Annotated in this window: 13 protein-coding genes; 10 read left to right on the forward strand and 3 right to left on the reverse strand. The window is 71.7% G+C overall.

Annotated features, from left to right (window positions below):
- Positions 1 to 63: 63 nt before the first annotated feature.
- Both AC0693_RS07010 and AC0693_RS07015 read right to left on the reverse strand, forming a co-directional pair.
- The gene (locus AC0693_RS07010; RefSeq protein WP_468463293.1) at positions 64 to 1,245 is read right to left on the reverse strand and encodes a glycosyltransferase; all 1,182 of its coding nucleotides are present in this window, start codon (positions 1,243 to 1,245) and stop codon (positions 64 to 66) included.
- A complete protein-coding gene (locus tag AC0693_RS07015; RefSeq protein WP_356410625.1) occupies positions 1,242 to 4,112 on the reverse strand; it encodes a bifunctional glycosyltransferase/CDP-glycerol:glycerophosphate glycerophosphotransferase in 2,871 nt (956 codons plus the stop codon). Before AC0693_RS07015 ends, AC0693_RS07010 begins: the two co-directional genes overlap by 4 nt.
- 182 nt (positions 4,113 to 4,294) lie before the next feature.
- Here AC0693_RS07015 and AC0693_RS07020 point away from each other — a divergent pair, with 182 nt between their 5' ends.
- From AC0693_RS07020 to AC0693_RS07050, 7 genes are all read left to right on the forward strand, one after another.
- Entirely contained in the window at positions 4,295 to 5,284 is a 990-nt protein-coding gene (locus tag AC0693_RS07020; protein ID WP_356410628.1) for a glycosyltransferase family 2 protein, read from the forward strand.
- Positions 5,281 to 5,727, forward strand: coding sequence for a GtrA family protein (locus AC0693_RS07025; RefSeq protein WP_478801182.1), 447 nt, complete (start codon positions 5,281 to 5,283; stop codon positions 5,725 to 5,727). Before AC0693_RS07020 ends, AC0693_RS07025 begins: the two co-directional genes overlap by 4 nt.
- 98 nt (positions 5,728 to 5,825) lie before the next feature.
- On the forward strand, positions 5,826 to 6,932 hold the full coding sequence (proB, locus tag AC0693_RS07030; protein WP_478740786.1) for a glutamate 5-kinase: 1,107 nt from the start codon (positions 5,826 to 5,828) through the stop codon (positions 6,930 to 6,932).
- A gap of 25 nt (positions 6,933 to 6,957) precedes the next feature.
- The gene (locus AC0693_RS07035; RefSeq protein ID WP_468463296.1) at positions 6,958 to 7,461 is read left to right on the forward strand and encodes a hypothetical protein; all 504 of its coding nucleotides are present in this window, start codon (positions 6,958 to 6,960) and stop codon (positions 7,459 to 7,461) included.
- Between the two features lie 478 nt (positions 7,462 to 7,939).
- Complete coding sequence (locus AC0693_RS07040) at positions 7,940 to 9,214, forward strand: glutamate-5-semialdehyde dehydrogenase (protein WP_356410634.1); 1,275 nt, start codon at positions 7,940 to 7,942, stop codon at positions 9,212 to 9,214.
- A 77-nt stretch (positions 9,215 to 9,291) separates the two neighbouring features.
- On the forward strand, positions 9,292 to 9,867 hold the full coding sequence (locus AC0693_RS07045) for an SCO2584 family spore wall biosynthesis protein (protein ID WP_478801183.1): 576 nt from the start codon (positions 9,292 to 9,294) through the stop codon (positions 9,865 to 9,867).
- Positions 9,868 to 9,953: 86 nt separating this feature from the next.
- Positions 9,954 to 11,093 carry an SCO2583 family membrane protein gene (locus AC0693_RS07050; RefSeq protein ID WP_478801184.1) on the forward strand — a complete coding sequence of 380 codons (1,140 nt, stop codon included), beginning with the start codon at positions 9,954 to 9,956 and terminating at the stop codon, positions 11,091 to 11,093.
- Here the strand turns inward: AC0693_RS07050 and AC0693_RS07055 are convergent.
- On the reverse strand, positions 11,077 to 12,189 hold the full coding sequence (locus AC0693_RS07055) for a M48 family metallopeptidase (protein ID WP_356410643.1): 1,113 nt from the start codon (positions 12,187 to 12,189) through the stop codon (positions 11,077 to 11,079). The two genes, AC0693_RS07050 and AC0693_RS07055, sit on opposite strands and share 17 nt — an antisense overlap.
- Before the next feature lie 140 nt (positions 12,190 to 12,329).
- Here AC0693_RS07055 and AC0693_RS07060 point away from each other — a divergent pair, with 140 nt between their 5' ends.
- The 3 genes from AC0693_RS07060 to AC0693_RS07070 all read left to right on the forward strand — a co-directional run bounded on the left by AC0693_RS07060 (position 12,330) and on the right by AC0693_RS07070 (position 14,877).
- Positions 12,330 to 12,497, forward strand: a complete 168-nt coding sequence (locus AC0693_RS07060) for a hypothetical protein (RefSeq protein ID WP_356410646.1) — start codon at positions 12,330 to 12,332, stop codon at positions 12,495 to 12,497.
- A 100-nt stretch (positions 12,498 to 12,597) separates the two neighbouring features.
- Positions 12,598 to 13,215, forward strand: a complete 618-nt coding sequence (nadD, locus tag AC0693_RS07065; RefSeq protein WP_356410648.1) for a nicotinate-nucleotide adenylyltransferase — start codon at positions 12,598 to 12,600, stop codon at positions 13,213 to 13,215.
- A gap of 30 nt (positions 13,216 to 13,245) precedes the next feature.
- Positions 13,246 to 14,877 carry an LCP family protein gene (locus tag AC0693_RS07070; RefSeq protein ID WP_478801185.1) on the forward strand — a complete coding sequence of 544 codons (1,632 nt, stop codon included), beginning with the start codon at positions 13,246 to 13,248 and terminating at the stop codon, positions 14,875 to 14,877.
- Positions 14,878 to 14,896: the final 19 nt, after the last annotated feature.

Below are 14,896 nucleotides of genomic sequence, written 5' to 3' on the forward strand. Positions count from 1 at the left end.
ACGTACGAAGCCGCCCGCCCCGGTACCGGTACCGGGGCGGGCGGCTTCGTACGTACGGGCCGGTCAGCGTTCCAGGAACGCGAACAGCCGCTCCCAGCGGTCGGTGATCTCCGCGCTCGAATAGCGGCGCACGCTCTGGAAGGCCGCGTCGCCCATCCGGTCGCGCAGCTCCTTGTCCGCCATCAGGACGCGCAGGTGCCCGGCCAGTTCCATGGTGTTGCCGAGCCGCGCCAGCAGCCCGTCCTCGCCGTGGCTGACGATCGCCCGCACGCCCGGCGCGCAGTCGAAGGCGGCGCAGGGCACGCCCGCCGCCATCGCCTCCAGCAGGGTGATCGGGAACCCCTCGGCCCGCGAGGCCTGGGCGAACACCGAGGCCCCGCGCAGGGCGCCCAGCACGTCGTCCGTGCTGCCCATCCACTCGACCGAGTCGTCCAGGCCGAGCGAGGTGCAGCGCTCGCGCAGCATCTGCGCGTCCACGCCCGCGCCGTAGATCCGCAGGGTCCAGTCCGGGTGGTGCGGGACGGCGTCCGCCCAGGCGTCGAGGAGCAGGTCGACACCCTTCTCGTCGGCGAGGCGGCCGACGCTGGCGACGACCTTCCCGGTGCGCGGGGCGGGGGAGTCCGGCATGAAGGGCAGCGGGTTCGGCATGCTGGAGACGTTCTGCATCCCGGAGCGGATCCAGAGGTCCGCGTCCTCGGGCGTCAGCACCAGCAGCCGGTCGACGTCGCGGTAGTGGCGCCGGACGCGGGCCGCGCGGGTGGACTTGTGGCTAGCCTCGAAGGACTCGTGGCTCATGCCGATGACACTGAGCCGTTTGGTGTCGCTGAGCGCCACCCACTCCATCGCCCAGACCTGGGTGACGATGACGACCGCGCCGGGGCGGGCCGCCTGGAACATGGCGCTCAGCTGCTCGGCCTTCGCCCGCATCCCGGCCCGGCGGGCCGCCTGGCGGCGCCGCTCGGGCGCGTTGAGGCGCCCCTTGATGCCGTGCAGCCGGCGGGCCGCGGGCGGGTGGGCGTCGTACAGCGTGGTCGTGTCGTACGGCAGGTCCGCCGGGAGCCGCTGGCGGATCTCCTCGGCGACCGGGGCGATGCCGATGACGTGCACCCGGTGGCCGCGGTCGGTGAGGAGCCCGGCCATCTGGTGCGACCAGGTCGTCACCCCGCCCAGCTCGTCCACGCTGTTGGAGACGATGAAGACGTCCCGGCCGCCGGCCGTCGGCGACCCGTCGCTCTGCTGGCTCACTTGCCACCCCTGGTGAAGAACTTCTCGACGATCTGACGGGCCGCGTCCCCGCGGTCGTACTCGCCGAACTCGGCGAGGAAACGCGCGCGCGCCTCCGCGTACTTGGTGTCGGCCTCTTCGAAGGCGCCCAGCGCCTGGAGGAGTTCGTCGGCCGTGGCCACGACCGGGCCGGGGGCCTTCTCCTTCAGGTCGAAGTACGTGCCGCGGATGTCCGTCGAGTACTTCTCGTAGTCGTAGGCGAAGAAGAGCATCGGCCGGTCCAGGACGGCGTAGTCGAACATCACCGAGGAGTAGTCGGTGATCAGCGCGTCCGCCAGTTCCAGCAGGGGCGTGATGTCGTGCCTGCGGGACACGTCGATCACCCGGCCCGCCACCGACGGCGGCAGCGAGACGCTGTTGAGGTAGTGCGTGCGCACGAGCAGCGTGAAGCGGTCGCCGAGGCGGTCGGCGAACTCCTCCACGTCGAAGGGGAAGGCGAAGCCCTCCACCGCGCCGTCCGCGTTCGCCCGGAAGGTCGGCGCGTACAGCAGCACCTTCTTCTCCGGGTCGATGCCCAGCTCCGCGGCGAGCGGACCGCGCACCCGCTCCCCGCTGTCCGTCTCGGCGCGGTGCACCGCGACCAGCGCGTCGTTGCGCGGGTAGCCGGTGCGCAGCAGGACCTCGTCGCGCAGCCGGAAGCCCTTGGCGAGGGTGCGGGCGTCGTGCTCCGAGCGGATCAGGAAGTGGTCGAAACGGTCCACCGCCTTCTGGAACTTGGCCTGCCCGGCGCGTCCCTGCGCCTTGGTGCGCGGCTCGTGGAAGCCCATCCGCTTGAGCGCGGAGCCGTGCCAGGTCTGGATGTACGTCGTCCCCGGGCGCTTGGCGAGCGCGAGCGGGAAGCCCTGGTTGTCGATCCAGTACTCGGCCTGGGCGAGCGCGCGCAGGTAGGGCCAGCTCCAGCGCTTGACCAGGGTCGCCTCCTTGGGGAAGCCGGTCGGGCGGGCGCCCGCGTAGGACCACACCGCCTCGAAGGCGATGCCCTGGCGGACCATCTCCTCGTAGATCGCCTTGGGGCTGTCGCTGTACTGCTTGCCCATGTGGCTCTCGAAGACGACCGTGCCCTTCTTGACGGGCAGCTTGGAGAAGACCTCGTGGTAGACCTTCACCTTCTGCTCGCCTGACCCGATGTTGCGGCGGGCCCGCAGTGCCTTGCGCAGTCCCCGCTTGACGACGCCGGCGGCCTTGCCGTGTATGGCGTTGTTGATCAGGTTCTGGGTGCGGACGGCGGCGGCGCCCTCGGCGGTCAGGACGTAGGAGAGGTTGCCCTTCTTGGTGATCTCCGGCTCGAAGCGGTCGGAGACCAGCCGGGTCAGCCGCGGGCGCACGCGCAGGGCGGCGGCCGACTCCAGGTCCACGTCGCCGACGGAGACACGGGTGGAGAGGCGGTCCCCGCCCGCCTTCATCTTGAGCCGGACGTCCCAGACGGCGTCGATGATGCCGAGGGGGCGCACCGTCGAGCCGATGTCGGCCGTCGCGGTCCACTCGATCGTGTCACCCGCGTGGCGCACGGTTGCCACCGGAAAGCGGAAGGACCGCACCCCGATCTGCCGCCGGGCCCGGAACTCCAGCTCGGCGCTCAGCTCCGCGTCGGGCGCGATCCGGCCGAGCGGGTTCACGACGGAGCCCGCCACGGTGACCGTGCCGCGGCCGTCGTCCTCGTAGGAGGTGAGCCGGTTGCCCAGGATGAGGGAGGTCAGCGGCGTGGTGTGGAAGCCCTGGTCGGTGACGTCCAGTATCCGGCGGCCCTCGGCGTCGTCGAGGTGCTCGGCGCACCAGTAGACGCGCCCGTCGCGCTCGGCGAGCGGGGAGGACAGCCGCCCCTTGTTCGTCATGGCGTCGGCGGCGGAGAGCAGGTTGTCCCAGTCCTCCTTGCCGAGCAGGTACGCGCAGATCGCCTGGAGCGCGGTGACGTGCTCGTAGGCGGCCGGGTCGATGCCCGCCAGGTAGCCGTTGGCCAGGCGGGCGAACTCCTGGCGGTAGTCGTCGTCCAGCAGCCGCAGGTCGCGCAGGTGCAGCACCAGGTCGTGCTTGAGGAACTTGGCGTCCTTGGCCGACTTGATCTCGTCGTGGCCCTTGCTCGCGAGGAGCTCGTCGACCCGGCGGTGGATCTCCATCCGGTGGACGAAGTTCGCGATCTCGTGGCGCCGGTTGCTGATCGACTTGGCGGCCGTGTTCTCCAGCACGTTCCAGAAGTAGACCTGGTTGGGGATCAGCGTGATCCGCCGGGCCGCGACGTACGCCTGGGCCGAGAAGAGCAGGTCCTCGTAGTGGATCCCGACGGGGAACTCCAGGCCCTGCTCCAGCAGGAACGCGCGGCGGTAGCACTTGTTGGTCGAGAGGGTGTCGTAGACCAGCAGGTCCGGGTACTCGGTGATCGACTCCAGCGTGCGGGTGCGGGAGTAGATCCAGGGGTACCACTCGGTCGTCTTGCCGAACCGGTTGTCCAGGTGGACCCGGACGCACATGCCGGAGACCAGGTCGGAGCCGGTCCGCTCGGCGGCGTCGAGCATGTTGCGGCAGGCGTTGGGTTCCAGGACGTCGTCGCTGTCCAGGAACATGACGTAGGTACCGGTGGCCTGCCCGATCCCGTGGTTGCGGGGAGCGCCGCAGCCGCCGCTGTTCTCGGGGAGCTGGAACGCCCGGATCCGGCCCGGATGGGCCGCCTCCAGTTCCTGGGCCACCTCGAAGGACCCGTCCTTGCTGCAGTCGTCCACGATCACGACTTCGACCCCGTTGAGAGTCTGGTTGAGAACCGACCGCACGGCAGTCGGCAGACGCTCTGCGTCGTTGTAGACGATGACGACCACGGAGACGTCAGGCACGTGCACCTCGATCTTGTTGTTCCTTCCGCCCCCGGACTCCGTCCGGAGGGACCCCCACCAGTTCAAAGCTACCGTGTACCGCAGTCACCTCAGGCAGGCCGTCCGGCGGCGTGCATACTTCTGAGGAAGAGGTGAGCGTCGGGTCCGGCCGCTGACGATCACCCGTTCGGATCCAGCAGGAAGTGTTCATGACGAAGCTGTCCGTAGTGGTTCCCTGCTACAACGAAGAAGCGGTGATCGACAGCTTCGACACCGAGATCCGCAGGGTCCTGGACGCCCTCCCCGTCGAGTACGAGGTCTGCTACGTCGACGACGGCAGCCGCGACGGCACCCTCGCCAAGCTCCGGAAGATCGCCGCCGAGCACGGCGAGCGGACCCGGTACGTCTCCTTCAGCCGCAACTTCGGCAAGGAGGCCGGCATGCTCGCGGGCCTGCGCGAGACCACCGGCGACGCCGTCGTGATCATGGACGCGGACCTCCAGCACCCGCCGGACCTCATCGCGACCATGCTCGACCACTACCGCAACGGCCACGACCAGATCATCGCCCGGCGCACCCGCGAGGGCGACAAGAAGCTGCGCAGCGCCCTGAGCCGGCTCTACTACCGCGGGATCAACCGCTGGGTCGACGTGGAGCTGGCCGACGGGGTCGGCGACTTCCGGCTGCTGTCCCGCCCCGCCGTGGACGCGCTGCTCTCGCTGCCCGAGTACAACCGCTTCTCCAAGGGCCTCTTCTCCTGGATCGGCTTCGACACCGTCCACTTCGACTACCGCAACGCGCAGCGCGAGGCGGGCGAGACGAAGTGGAAGCTGGGGTCCCTGCTGAACTACGGCATGGACGGCCTGATCTCCTTCAACAACCGGCCGCTGCGGATCGGGATCTGGGCGGGCGTGTCGCTGGTCGCCCTGACGGCCCTGTACGCCCTGTGGATCACCGTCATGGCGATCACGAACGGCATCGACTCACCCGGTTACGTCACGCTGGTCGCCATCATCGTCGGCATCGGCGGGGTCCAGATGATCATGCTGGGCCTGATCGGCGAGTACATCGGGCGCATCTACTACGAGACCAAGCGCCGCCCGCACTTCCTCGTCAAGGAAGCGCACGGCGTCGCCGTGGAACCGCCGCCCCGCACGCTGCGGCCCACCGCGCTCCCGACGGAGCAGGACGCCCGATGAGGAGCCAGCTCGGCCAGATCGTCCGCTTCGGCCTCGTCGGCGGCGTGAACACCGGCACCTTCTTCGTGCTGTACCTGCTGCTGCACCCGTACATGCCGTACTTCGCCGCCTACTCGCTGGCCTTCGTGCTGGCGATGGTCGGCTCGTTCTTCATGAACACGTACTTCACCTACCGCACCAAGCCCACCTGGAAGAAGTTCCTGCTCTTCCCGCTGACCAACATCACCAACTACGTGATCCAGTCCGTGGGCCTGCTGCTCCTGGTGGACTGGGCCGGGATGAACGAGAAGATCGCCCCGCTCGTCGCCGCGGTCATCGCGATCCCCTTCACCTACGTGATCTCGCGGCGCATCCTGATCCCCGGGACGGACCCCGCGGCGGCCGCCGACCAGGGCGCCGCCGACCCGCAGCCGCCCAAGGCCTCGCCCGCGTCCACGGTCTGAAACCGGCGGGCACGGCCGGGAGGGCACCCCGTAGATTGAGGCCCGTACATCGGGCGAGGGGCAAGGGGACAGACGTGTCAGCGGCGGCAAGGCAGGGCGTGGCCGACGCCCGCAGGATCGTGGTCAAGGTCGGCTCCTCCTCGCTCACCACCGCGGCGGGCGGGCTCGACGCCGATCGGGTGGACGCCCTGGTCGACGTCCTCGCCAAGGCCCGCAGCGGCGGCGAGAAGGAGATCGTGCTGGTCTCCAGCGGCGCGATCGCCGCCGGGCTCTCCCCGCTCGGACTGCGCCGCCGCCCCAAGGACCTGGCCCGCCAGCAGGCCGCGGCCAGCGTCGGCCAGGGCCTGCTCGTCGCCCGCTACACCGCCTCCTTCGCCCGCTACGGCGTCCGCGTCGGCCAGGTGCTGCTGACCACCGACGACACCAGCAGGCGCGCGCACTACCGCAACGCCTACCGCACCCTGGACCAGCTGCTCGCGATGGGCGCCCTGCCCGTCGTCAACGAGAACGACACCGTCGCCACCGACGAGATCCGCTTCGGCGACAACGACCGGCTGGCCGCCCTCGTCGCCCACCTGGTCCGCGCCGACCTGCTGGTGCTGCTCTCCGATGTCGACGGGCTCTACGACGGCGACCCCGCCCTCCCCGGTACCAGCCGCATCGACGAGGTCCGCGGCCCCGAGGACATCGCGCACGTCTCCATCGGCAGCGCGGGCAAGGCGGGCGTCGGCACCGGCGGCATGGTCACCAAGGTCGAGGCCGCGCGGATCGCCGCCGCGGCCGGCATCCCGGTGGTCCTGACCTCCGCCAGCCAGGCCGCCGACGCCCTCGCGGGCGGCGGCACCGGCACCCACTTCCACGCCACCGGCCGCCGTTCCACCGACCGCCTCCTGTGGCTCCAGCACGCCTCCGCGCCCCAAGGGCACCTGGTCCTGGACGACGGCGCGGTCCGCGCGGTCACCGAGCGCGGCAGCTCGCTGCTGCCCGCGGGCATCGCCTCGGTCGGCGGCGACTTCATCGCGGGGGACCCGGTCGAGCTGCGGGACGCGCGCGGCCGCGCCGTCGCCCGGGGCCTCGTCAACTTCGACGCCAAGGAACTGCCCCTGCTGCTGGGCCGCTCCACGAAGGAACTCGCGCGCGAACTGGGGCCCGCGTACGAGCGGGAGGTCGTCCACCGGGACGACCTGGTGCTGCTCCAGGACTGAAGCCGGACCGGGCCCGCGGGAGGCGATGTTGGGCAAAACCCCCGCGCGGCCGGTCGGCGACTGGTCAACTGTGAGGGGCGGACACGCGGAGCGGGCAGACAGGAGGCGGCTGGTGAGACGAGCGCTGACCAGCGTCGGCTCGGGCGACTGCGACGGAGCGGGCTCCGGGCGCGGCGACGAGCGGGACGACTCGCGGCTGTGGCACATCACCCTGAGCGTCTCCGGCAAGCCGGTCCCGCTGTCCGAGGTCCGGCGCGGCCTGGAACAGCTGGCCCACGACCATCCCTTCCTGCTGACCAGCCGGTACGCCGACGACCACGCCGAGATCCGGTACTGGGAGGAGGCCCGCGACCTCCACGACGCGGCCGCCGTGGCCCTGCGGCTGTGGGGCGAGCACCGCTCCTCGGCGAAGCTCCCCGCCTGGGAGATCGTCGGCCTGGAGGTCATCGACCGCGCGACCTACCACCAACGCGTGGCCGAGGGCTACGGCCCACCCCCGGCCCACCCGGTGGGCGTCCACCCGTACTGACCCGCCGCGGCGGCGGGCCATATAGAGCCCGTCCGGCGTTTGAGGACCATGGTCAGGCGAAGTTCCGGGGCCGCTCCCAGTCCCGCCGGCCGTACTCCAAGCCCGTCCGGCGTTTGAGGACCGGGTGGGCGCGGAGCCCCGGAGCGGCTTCCGGTCCCGCCGGCCGTACCTCAAGCCGTCCGGCGTTTGAGGACGTGGTCAGGCGGAGCCCCGGGGGCGTTGTCCAGCCCCGCCGGCGTTTGAGGCGCGGGTGCGGGCGGAGCCCGGCGCACATCGAGCCCGTTCGGCGTTCGAGGACCGGGACCGGGCGGAGCCCGGAGGGACCCGTCTCGCGGGGTGGGCGCGGGTGCGGGCGGAGCCCGGCGCACACCGAGCCCGTCCGGCGTTTGAGGACCGGGACCGGGCGGAGCCCGGAGGGACCCGTCTCGCGGGGTGGAAGCCCGGCCACCGACCCGCCCCCTGGGACTACCCTGCACCCATGACCTCGCTCAACGACGCCACCCCCGTCACCGCCACCGCCACCCGCGCGAAGACGGCCGCAGCCACCCTCGCCCCCCTCCCGCGGTCCGCCAAGGACAAGGCCCTGCTGGCGATCGCGGACGCGCTGGAGGCCCGTACGGCCGAGGTCATCGAGGCCAACGCCGTCGACACCGCCAAGGCCGCCGCCGCCGGCACCAGCGAGACCGTCATCGACCGCCTCACCCTCACCCCCGACCGCATCGCGGCCATCGCCTCCGACGTCCGCGACGTCGCGGCGCTGCCCGACCCGGTCGGCGAGGTGCTGCGCGGCTCCACCCTCCCCAACGGCATCGACCTGCGCCAGGTCCGCGTCCCCCTCGGCGTCGTCGGCATCATCTACGAGGCCCGCCCCAACGTCACCGTCGACGCCGCCGCCCTCTGCCTGAAGTCCGGCAACGCCGTCCTGCTGAGGGGCAGCTCCTCCGCCTACGCCTCGAACACCGCCCTCGTCGCGATCGTGCGCGACGCGGTCGAAAGCGCGGGCCTGCCCGCCGACGCGGTCCAGCTGGTCCCCGGCGAGAGCCGCGACTCCGTCCGCGAGCTGATGCGCGCCCGCGGCCTCGTCGACGTCCTCATCCCGCGCGGCGGCGCCTCGCTCATCAAGACGGTCGTCGAGGAGTCCACCGTCCCCGTCATCGAGACCGGCACCGGCAACTGCCACGTCTACGTGGACGCGCAGGCCGACCTCGCCATGGCGGTGAACATCCTCGTCAACTCCAAGGCGCAGCGCCCCTCCGTCTGCAACTCCGCCGAGACCCTCCTGGTCCACCGCGACATCGCGCACGCCTTCCTCCCGCTGGCGCTGGACGCCCTCGCGGACGCCGGGGTGACGGTGCACGGCGACGCCGAGGTGCTCTCGTACGCCGAGGAATCCAAGGTGACCGCGCTGGCCGCCACCGACGAGGACTGGGCCGCCGAGTACCTGTCCTACGACATCGCCGCGGGGGTCGTGGACTCCCTCGACGACGCCGTCGCCCACATCCGGCGCTGGACCTCCGGGCACACCGAGGCCATCGTCACCACCTCGCAGGCCGCCGCCCGCCGCTTCACCCAGTTGGTCGACTCGACCACGGTCGCCGTGAACGCGTCCACCCGGTTCACCGACGGTGGTCAGTTCGGCTTCGGCGCGGAGATCGGCATCTCCACCCAGAAGCTGCACGCCCGGGGCCCCATGGGGCTCCCGGAGCTGACCTCGACCAAGTACATCGTCACCGGCGACGGTCACGTCCGGTAGCGGCCCCGAGTACCCCGGGTGGCCGGATTTCGGCGGATGACCTGCCCAAAGCGGCCCCCCGGGGCTACGCTGGCGATGTGCCGGACGACGTGGGGGGCAAACCGTTCCCGGACGACGGGGAGCCCGACGACGACCGCGGAGGCGCGGATCAGGACTTCGCCTCCGTGGTGTTCGACGAGGACTTCGTCCGGAACGCCGAGATCCATGAGCCGAGCGCCCTGGAGCGCCAGCGGGCGGGCGACCGGGCGCGCGCCGAGGCGGAGGCCCGCGCGGCCGCCGTCGCGGGCGGCTGGGTCGCCGACGACGACTTCGAGGGCCCCGAGGGCTATCCGTACGGCTACGGGCCCGAGGGCTACGGCCTCGACGAGTCCGGGCGCGACTACGGCTACGGCTATGGGTACGGTCCGTACGGGGCCTACGGGGGCTCTCTGCGCCCCTACCGCGGCCGCGCCCGGTGGCTGCGGCCCGTCGCCTGGGTGCTCGCCGTCGTGATGGGCGTCGGCATGGTCACGCTCGCCTTCACCGCCGTCTACCGCGGTGCCTCGGGCGACCCCGACCCGGCTCCGCACCCGGCGCCGGCCCCCGCCAGTACCCCGCTGACGGAAGTCACCGGGTCCGGCGAGTTTACGCACCCCGCCGTTCGCCAACCCTGAAGGTACGACCCCTCTCGCGCGCGACCGGATTGCGGCGCACGTCCGGGCAGGGGGCTTCTCTGAAGCGGGGACAGCGGGGAGAAGCGATGGCCGTGCCAGGAGACCCACCCGACGGCACCCCCGAGGGCGTCGGCGGTGGCGAGGACGAGTACCGGCCGGACGAATACCGGTCGGTGGTGTTCGACGAGGACTTCGTCCGGGCTGCCCGGCTCCAGGAGTTCTCCGCCGAGGAACGCATGGGCGAGCACGCCAGGGCCGTGCGCAGCCGCTCCATGTGGTCCTCCGGCGCGCCCCGGCCGCCCACCGGCGCCCCGGGCCGCGCCGCCCGCCAGGGGCTGCTGCTGGTGCTGCTGATCGCCACGGCCTTCGGCGTGGCCGTCTACCTGGGCCTGAGCAATCCGTACGTGCCCCCGCCCCCGGGACGCGCCCAGCCACTCACCGCCACCGTCGTGCCGCTGGCCCCGACCACGACCGTCCCCGGCGGCAAGCCCGCCGACCTGTACGCGAACGGCCCGGCCGCCTCCTACCGGGTCGGCGCGGCCGGCATCACCCTCCCGGCGGTGCGCCGCACCGATCACTTCAGCGAGCCCCAGGTGCTGACCGCCCTGGCCACCGCCAAGGACTACCTCGTCCAGTCCTCGCTCGACCCGGACGTGCTGGGCGGCGCCGCCTCCCGGCCGGTGCGGGTCCTGCTGGACCCCGACCTGCTGGCGCAGTTCGACCGCAGCATGACCGCCCCCAGCGGGGACGGGCAGCACGCGGCCACCGGCTGGCTGGTCCGCTTCGACCCGGCCACCGCGGTGCTCGCCGACTCCCGCGTCCGGGTGAACGGCACCCTGCACTTCGAGGAGGTGACGCCGGACGTCCTGGAGGTCACCACCGACCACACCTTCGCCTACACCGTCCGCGCGGCCCAGGCCGGACCCGGCCTCGACAGCGCCTCCCTCTTCACGGTCCGGCGCGAACTGCGCATGCGCTTCGACCGCGAGGACCTGGTGGCCCACCGGGTGGAGCTGCTGTCGGCCTACGTGATGGCCGGGCCGCAGGCCTGCTCCGCCGACCCGGCCACCGGATTCCGCCCGCTGCTCGCGGGGGCGGCCGCGACCACGGTGGGCCCGGCCGCGACCGACCCGTACGCCGGGGGCAGGCCGCGACGCACCTCCGGCCTCTGCGGGGTCCTCGCCCCGCCGCCGACCGCCGGCCCCGCGGTCAGCCCCGGTCCGTAGCCCCGCCCCTGCCCGGGGCGCCGCCCTCGCCGGTGTCCCCGCCGTCACCCCGCGGACCAGGAGCGCCGGCGCCGGCGCCGGTGAACTTGTCCCGCAGCATCCCGCCCAGGTCGCCCGCACCGCCCGCGATGTCGCCGACCAGCTTCATCAGCGGGTCCTTGCTGGTGCGCACCGCGTCGGCGTAATGAGCCGCGGACTGGCGGAAGGAGTCCGTCACCGAGGTGTCCTTGTCCTCCTCGCGGCGCGGGTAGTGACCGGCCATGATCCGCTGGAAGTCGCGGCTCTCGGCCCACTTCTTCAGCTCCGCGGCCCGCACGGTGGTGAAGGGATGGGTCCGCGGCAGGACGTTGAGGATCTTCAGGACGGAGTCGCGCAGGTCCCCGCTCGCGTCGTACTCCTCGGCCTGGGCGAGGAAGGCGTCCACGTTCATCTCGTGCAGGTGGTTGCCGCCCGCGATCTTCATCAGACCGCGCATCGAGGCCTGGACGTCCTGCCCGACCAGCAGCCCGGCCCGGTCCGCCGACAGCTCGGACTTGCGGAACCACTCGCGCAGCGCCGTGACGATCGCCATGACCGCCACATTGCCCAGCGGGATCCACGCCACCTTCAGCGCCAGATTCGTCAGGAACAGCAGGATCGTGCGGTACACCGAGTGCCCCGACAGGGCGTGACCCACCTCGTGCCCCACGACGGCCCGCATCTCCTCCTCGTCCAGCAGCTCGACGAGGGCCGTGGTGACCACGATGATCGGCTCGTCCAGCCCGATGCACATGGCATTGGGCTTGGGGTCCTGCTGGACGTACATCTGCGGGACCTTCTCCAGGTCCAGGACGTAGCAGGCGTCGAGCAGCATCGCGTGCAGGTGCGGGAACTGGGTCTCGCCCACCCGCACCGAGTCCGACAGGAACAGCAGCCGCAGGCTGCGCTCCGGCAGGAGCCCGCTGAGGGCCTTGAAGACGGTGTCGAAACCGCTCAGTCTGCGCAGGGCCACGAGGGCCGAGCGGTCCGCCGGGTGCTCGTACGCCCGCGACGAGATGCCGGGGAACCTCCTGCGGTCCCGGGCCGGTGCCTTCTCGAACGACGTGCCGTCTGTCATCGCGCTTCCCCCTCGGTCCAGCTCTGTGCCGTGCGTCCATCGTCTCCAACGCCTGAGTCGGCGTGAGCGTGCCCCGGGGCCCCGCATACGATGTGAGGGAAGTCTCCGCCCGCTCCCCGACTCGATAGGTAACCAGCCTGATGAGCCTCCAGTCCACCGCCCACGACCTGGTCCTGCTCGCCTCGGAGGGCGCCGGTGAGCACGGCGGCAGCCACGACAGCCTCAACCCCTACCTGACCGGCGGCGGCGCCTTCTTCCTGCTGCTGCTGATGCTCTGGGTGACCACGCGCCTGAACCGCGACCGCTAGTCGCCCCCCAGCCGGTCCCCGGGACCCGCGCGCGGCCCGTCGCGCAAGTGCTCGATTCCGGGGTCCTGGTCGCGCCACCGGGCCAGTAGGCTCTGCGCTCATGGGAGAGCAGGAAATGCCTACCGGCCCGGTCAAGCGCCGGCTCGGGGTGATGGGCGGCACATTCGACCCGATCCACCACGGACACCTGGTGGCCGCCAGCGAGGTGGCCGCCCTTTTCCACCTCGACGAGGTGATCTTCGTGCCGACGGGCGAACCGTGGCAGAAGTCCCAGTGGGCCGTTTCGGCCGCCGAGGACCGCTACCTGATGACGGTCATCGCGACGGCGTCGAACCCGCAGTTCTCGGTGAGCCGCATCGACATCGACCGCGGCGGTCCGACGTACACGATCGACACCCTGCGGGACCTGCGCGCGCTGAACGACGACGCGGACCTCTTCTTCATCACGGGCGCCGACGCCCTCGCGCAGATCCTCACCTGGCGCGATGCCGAGGAGCTGTTCGCCCTCGCCCACTTCATCGGCGTGACCCGGCCGGGGCACGTGCTCACCGACGACGGCCTGCCCAAGGGCGGGGTGTCCCTGGTCGAGGTGCCCGCGCTGGCGATCTCGTCCACGGACTGCCGTGCGAGGGTGGTCCAGGGCGACCCCGTCTGGTACTTGGTACCGGACGGTGTCGTGCGCTATATCGACAAGCGTGAGCTGTACCGGGGAGCCTGAGCTTCCGCTTCCGCAGAGAGGGGCCCCGCGGTGAACGACCGACAGGAGCCGTACGACCCGTACGCCGCCCAGGAGCAGCAGCTCCTCGGCTACGACGCGTACGGGCAGCCGGTGTACGGCCCGGTGCCCGCTCAGCAGCAGCAACCGCCCGCGTACGACCAGCAGCAGTACCAGCAGCCGGTCCAGCCGTACGACTACCAGGGCTACGACCCGCAGCAACAGCAGTACTACTACCCGCAGCAGCAGCAACAACAGCCGCAGCAGCAGCAACAGCAGACGCAGCAGTGGATCCCGCAGCAGAGCGCCCCCGCGCAGCAGCCGGCCCCCGAACCGGAGCCCGAGCGGGCCGCGGCGCCCGGATCCGCGCAGGTGCCCGAACCGCGCCGGGCCGACGCCGACGGCTACCACACCGCGCAGTTCGCCTTCATCGACCAGCCGGACGAGGACTCCGAGGACGTCATCGACTGGCTCAAGTTCACCGAGAGCCGCACCGAGCGCCGCGAGGAGGCCCGCCGCCGGGGCAAGAACCGGGTGGTCGCGCTGATCGTCGTGCTCGCCCTGTTCGTCGTGGGCGGCCTCGGCTACCTCTGGTGGGCGGACGAGCTGCCCTTCCTGCACGCGTCGTCGAAGCCGAAGGGCGCCGCGGCCGCCACCGGGCCGCAGAAGCGCGACATGATCGTCGTCCACCTGCACAACACCAAGCGGGGCGGCACCTCCACGGCCCTCCTGGTCGACAACGTCACCACCAAGCGCGGCGCCACCGTCCTGCTCCCCAACACCCTCGTCGTGCCCAAGGACGACGGCACCTCCACCCCCCTCGCCACCTCCGTGCAGGAGGACGGTCTCGGCGGCACCCGAGAGGCCCTCGACACCATGCTCGGCACCCGCATCGGCGGCACCTGGCGGCTGGACACGCCCTTCCTGGAGCGGCTCGTCGAGCTGGAGAGCGGGATCGAGGTGGACACGGACGCAGCCGTCCCCGCCGACGACAAGGCCAAGACCCCGGCCGTCGCCCAGGGCGCCAAGCAGACCCTGAGCGGGCCCATGGCCGTCGCCTACGCCACCTACCGGGCGCAGGGCGAACCGGAGGCCAAGCAGCTGGAGCGCTTCGGCAAGGTCCTCTACGCCGTGCTGCGCAAGATCCCCAGCGACCCGGCGGCCGCCACGGTCACCGTGGAGACGCTCGCCCAGATCCTGGACCCCTCGCTGAACGAGAAGGCTCTCGGCAGCTCCCTGGCCAAGCTCGCCGAGCACGCCAAGGTCGGCGACTACCGCACCGACGTGCTCCCGGTGAAGGCCGACGGCGCCCTGACCGACGAAGCCAACAAGACCGTGGTCAAGGAGGTCCTCGGCGGCACCCTGACCGCCCCGGCACCCGGCACGGCCCCGCGGGTGGGCCTGCGCGACGCCACCGGCAGCGACAAGACCCAGCTCGCGGCGAAGGCGGCGCTGCAGAACGCCGGCTACGGCTTCGTGGACGGCGGCAAGGCCGCGACGGCCCTGAGCACCTCGCAGATCACCTACCAGGACGACGCCCAGCGGCCGAAGGCGATCGACGTCTCCAAGACGCTGGGGCTGCCCGAAACGGTGGTCAAGAAGGCCGAGAACGCGGTGAACGCCGACGTCGTGGTCACCCTGGGCAAGGACTACAAGGCCCCCTGATCGGCCGCGGCGGACCCCC

The sequence above is a fragment of the Streptomyces sp. NPDC043876 genome, assembly GCF_056435825.1.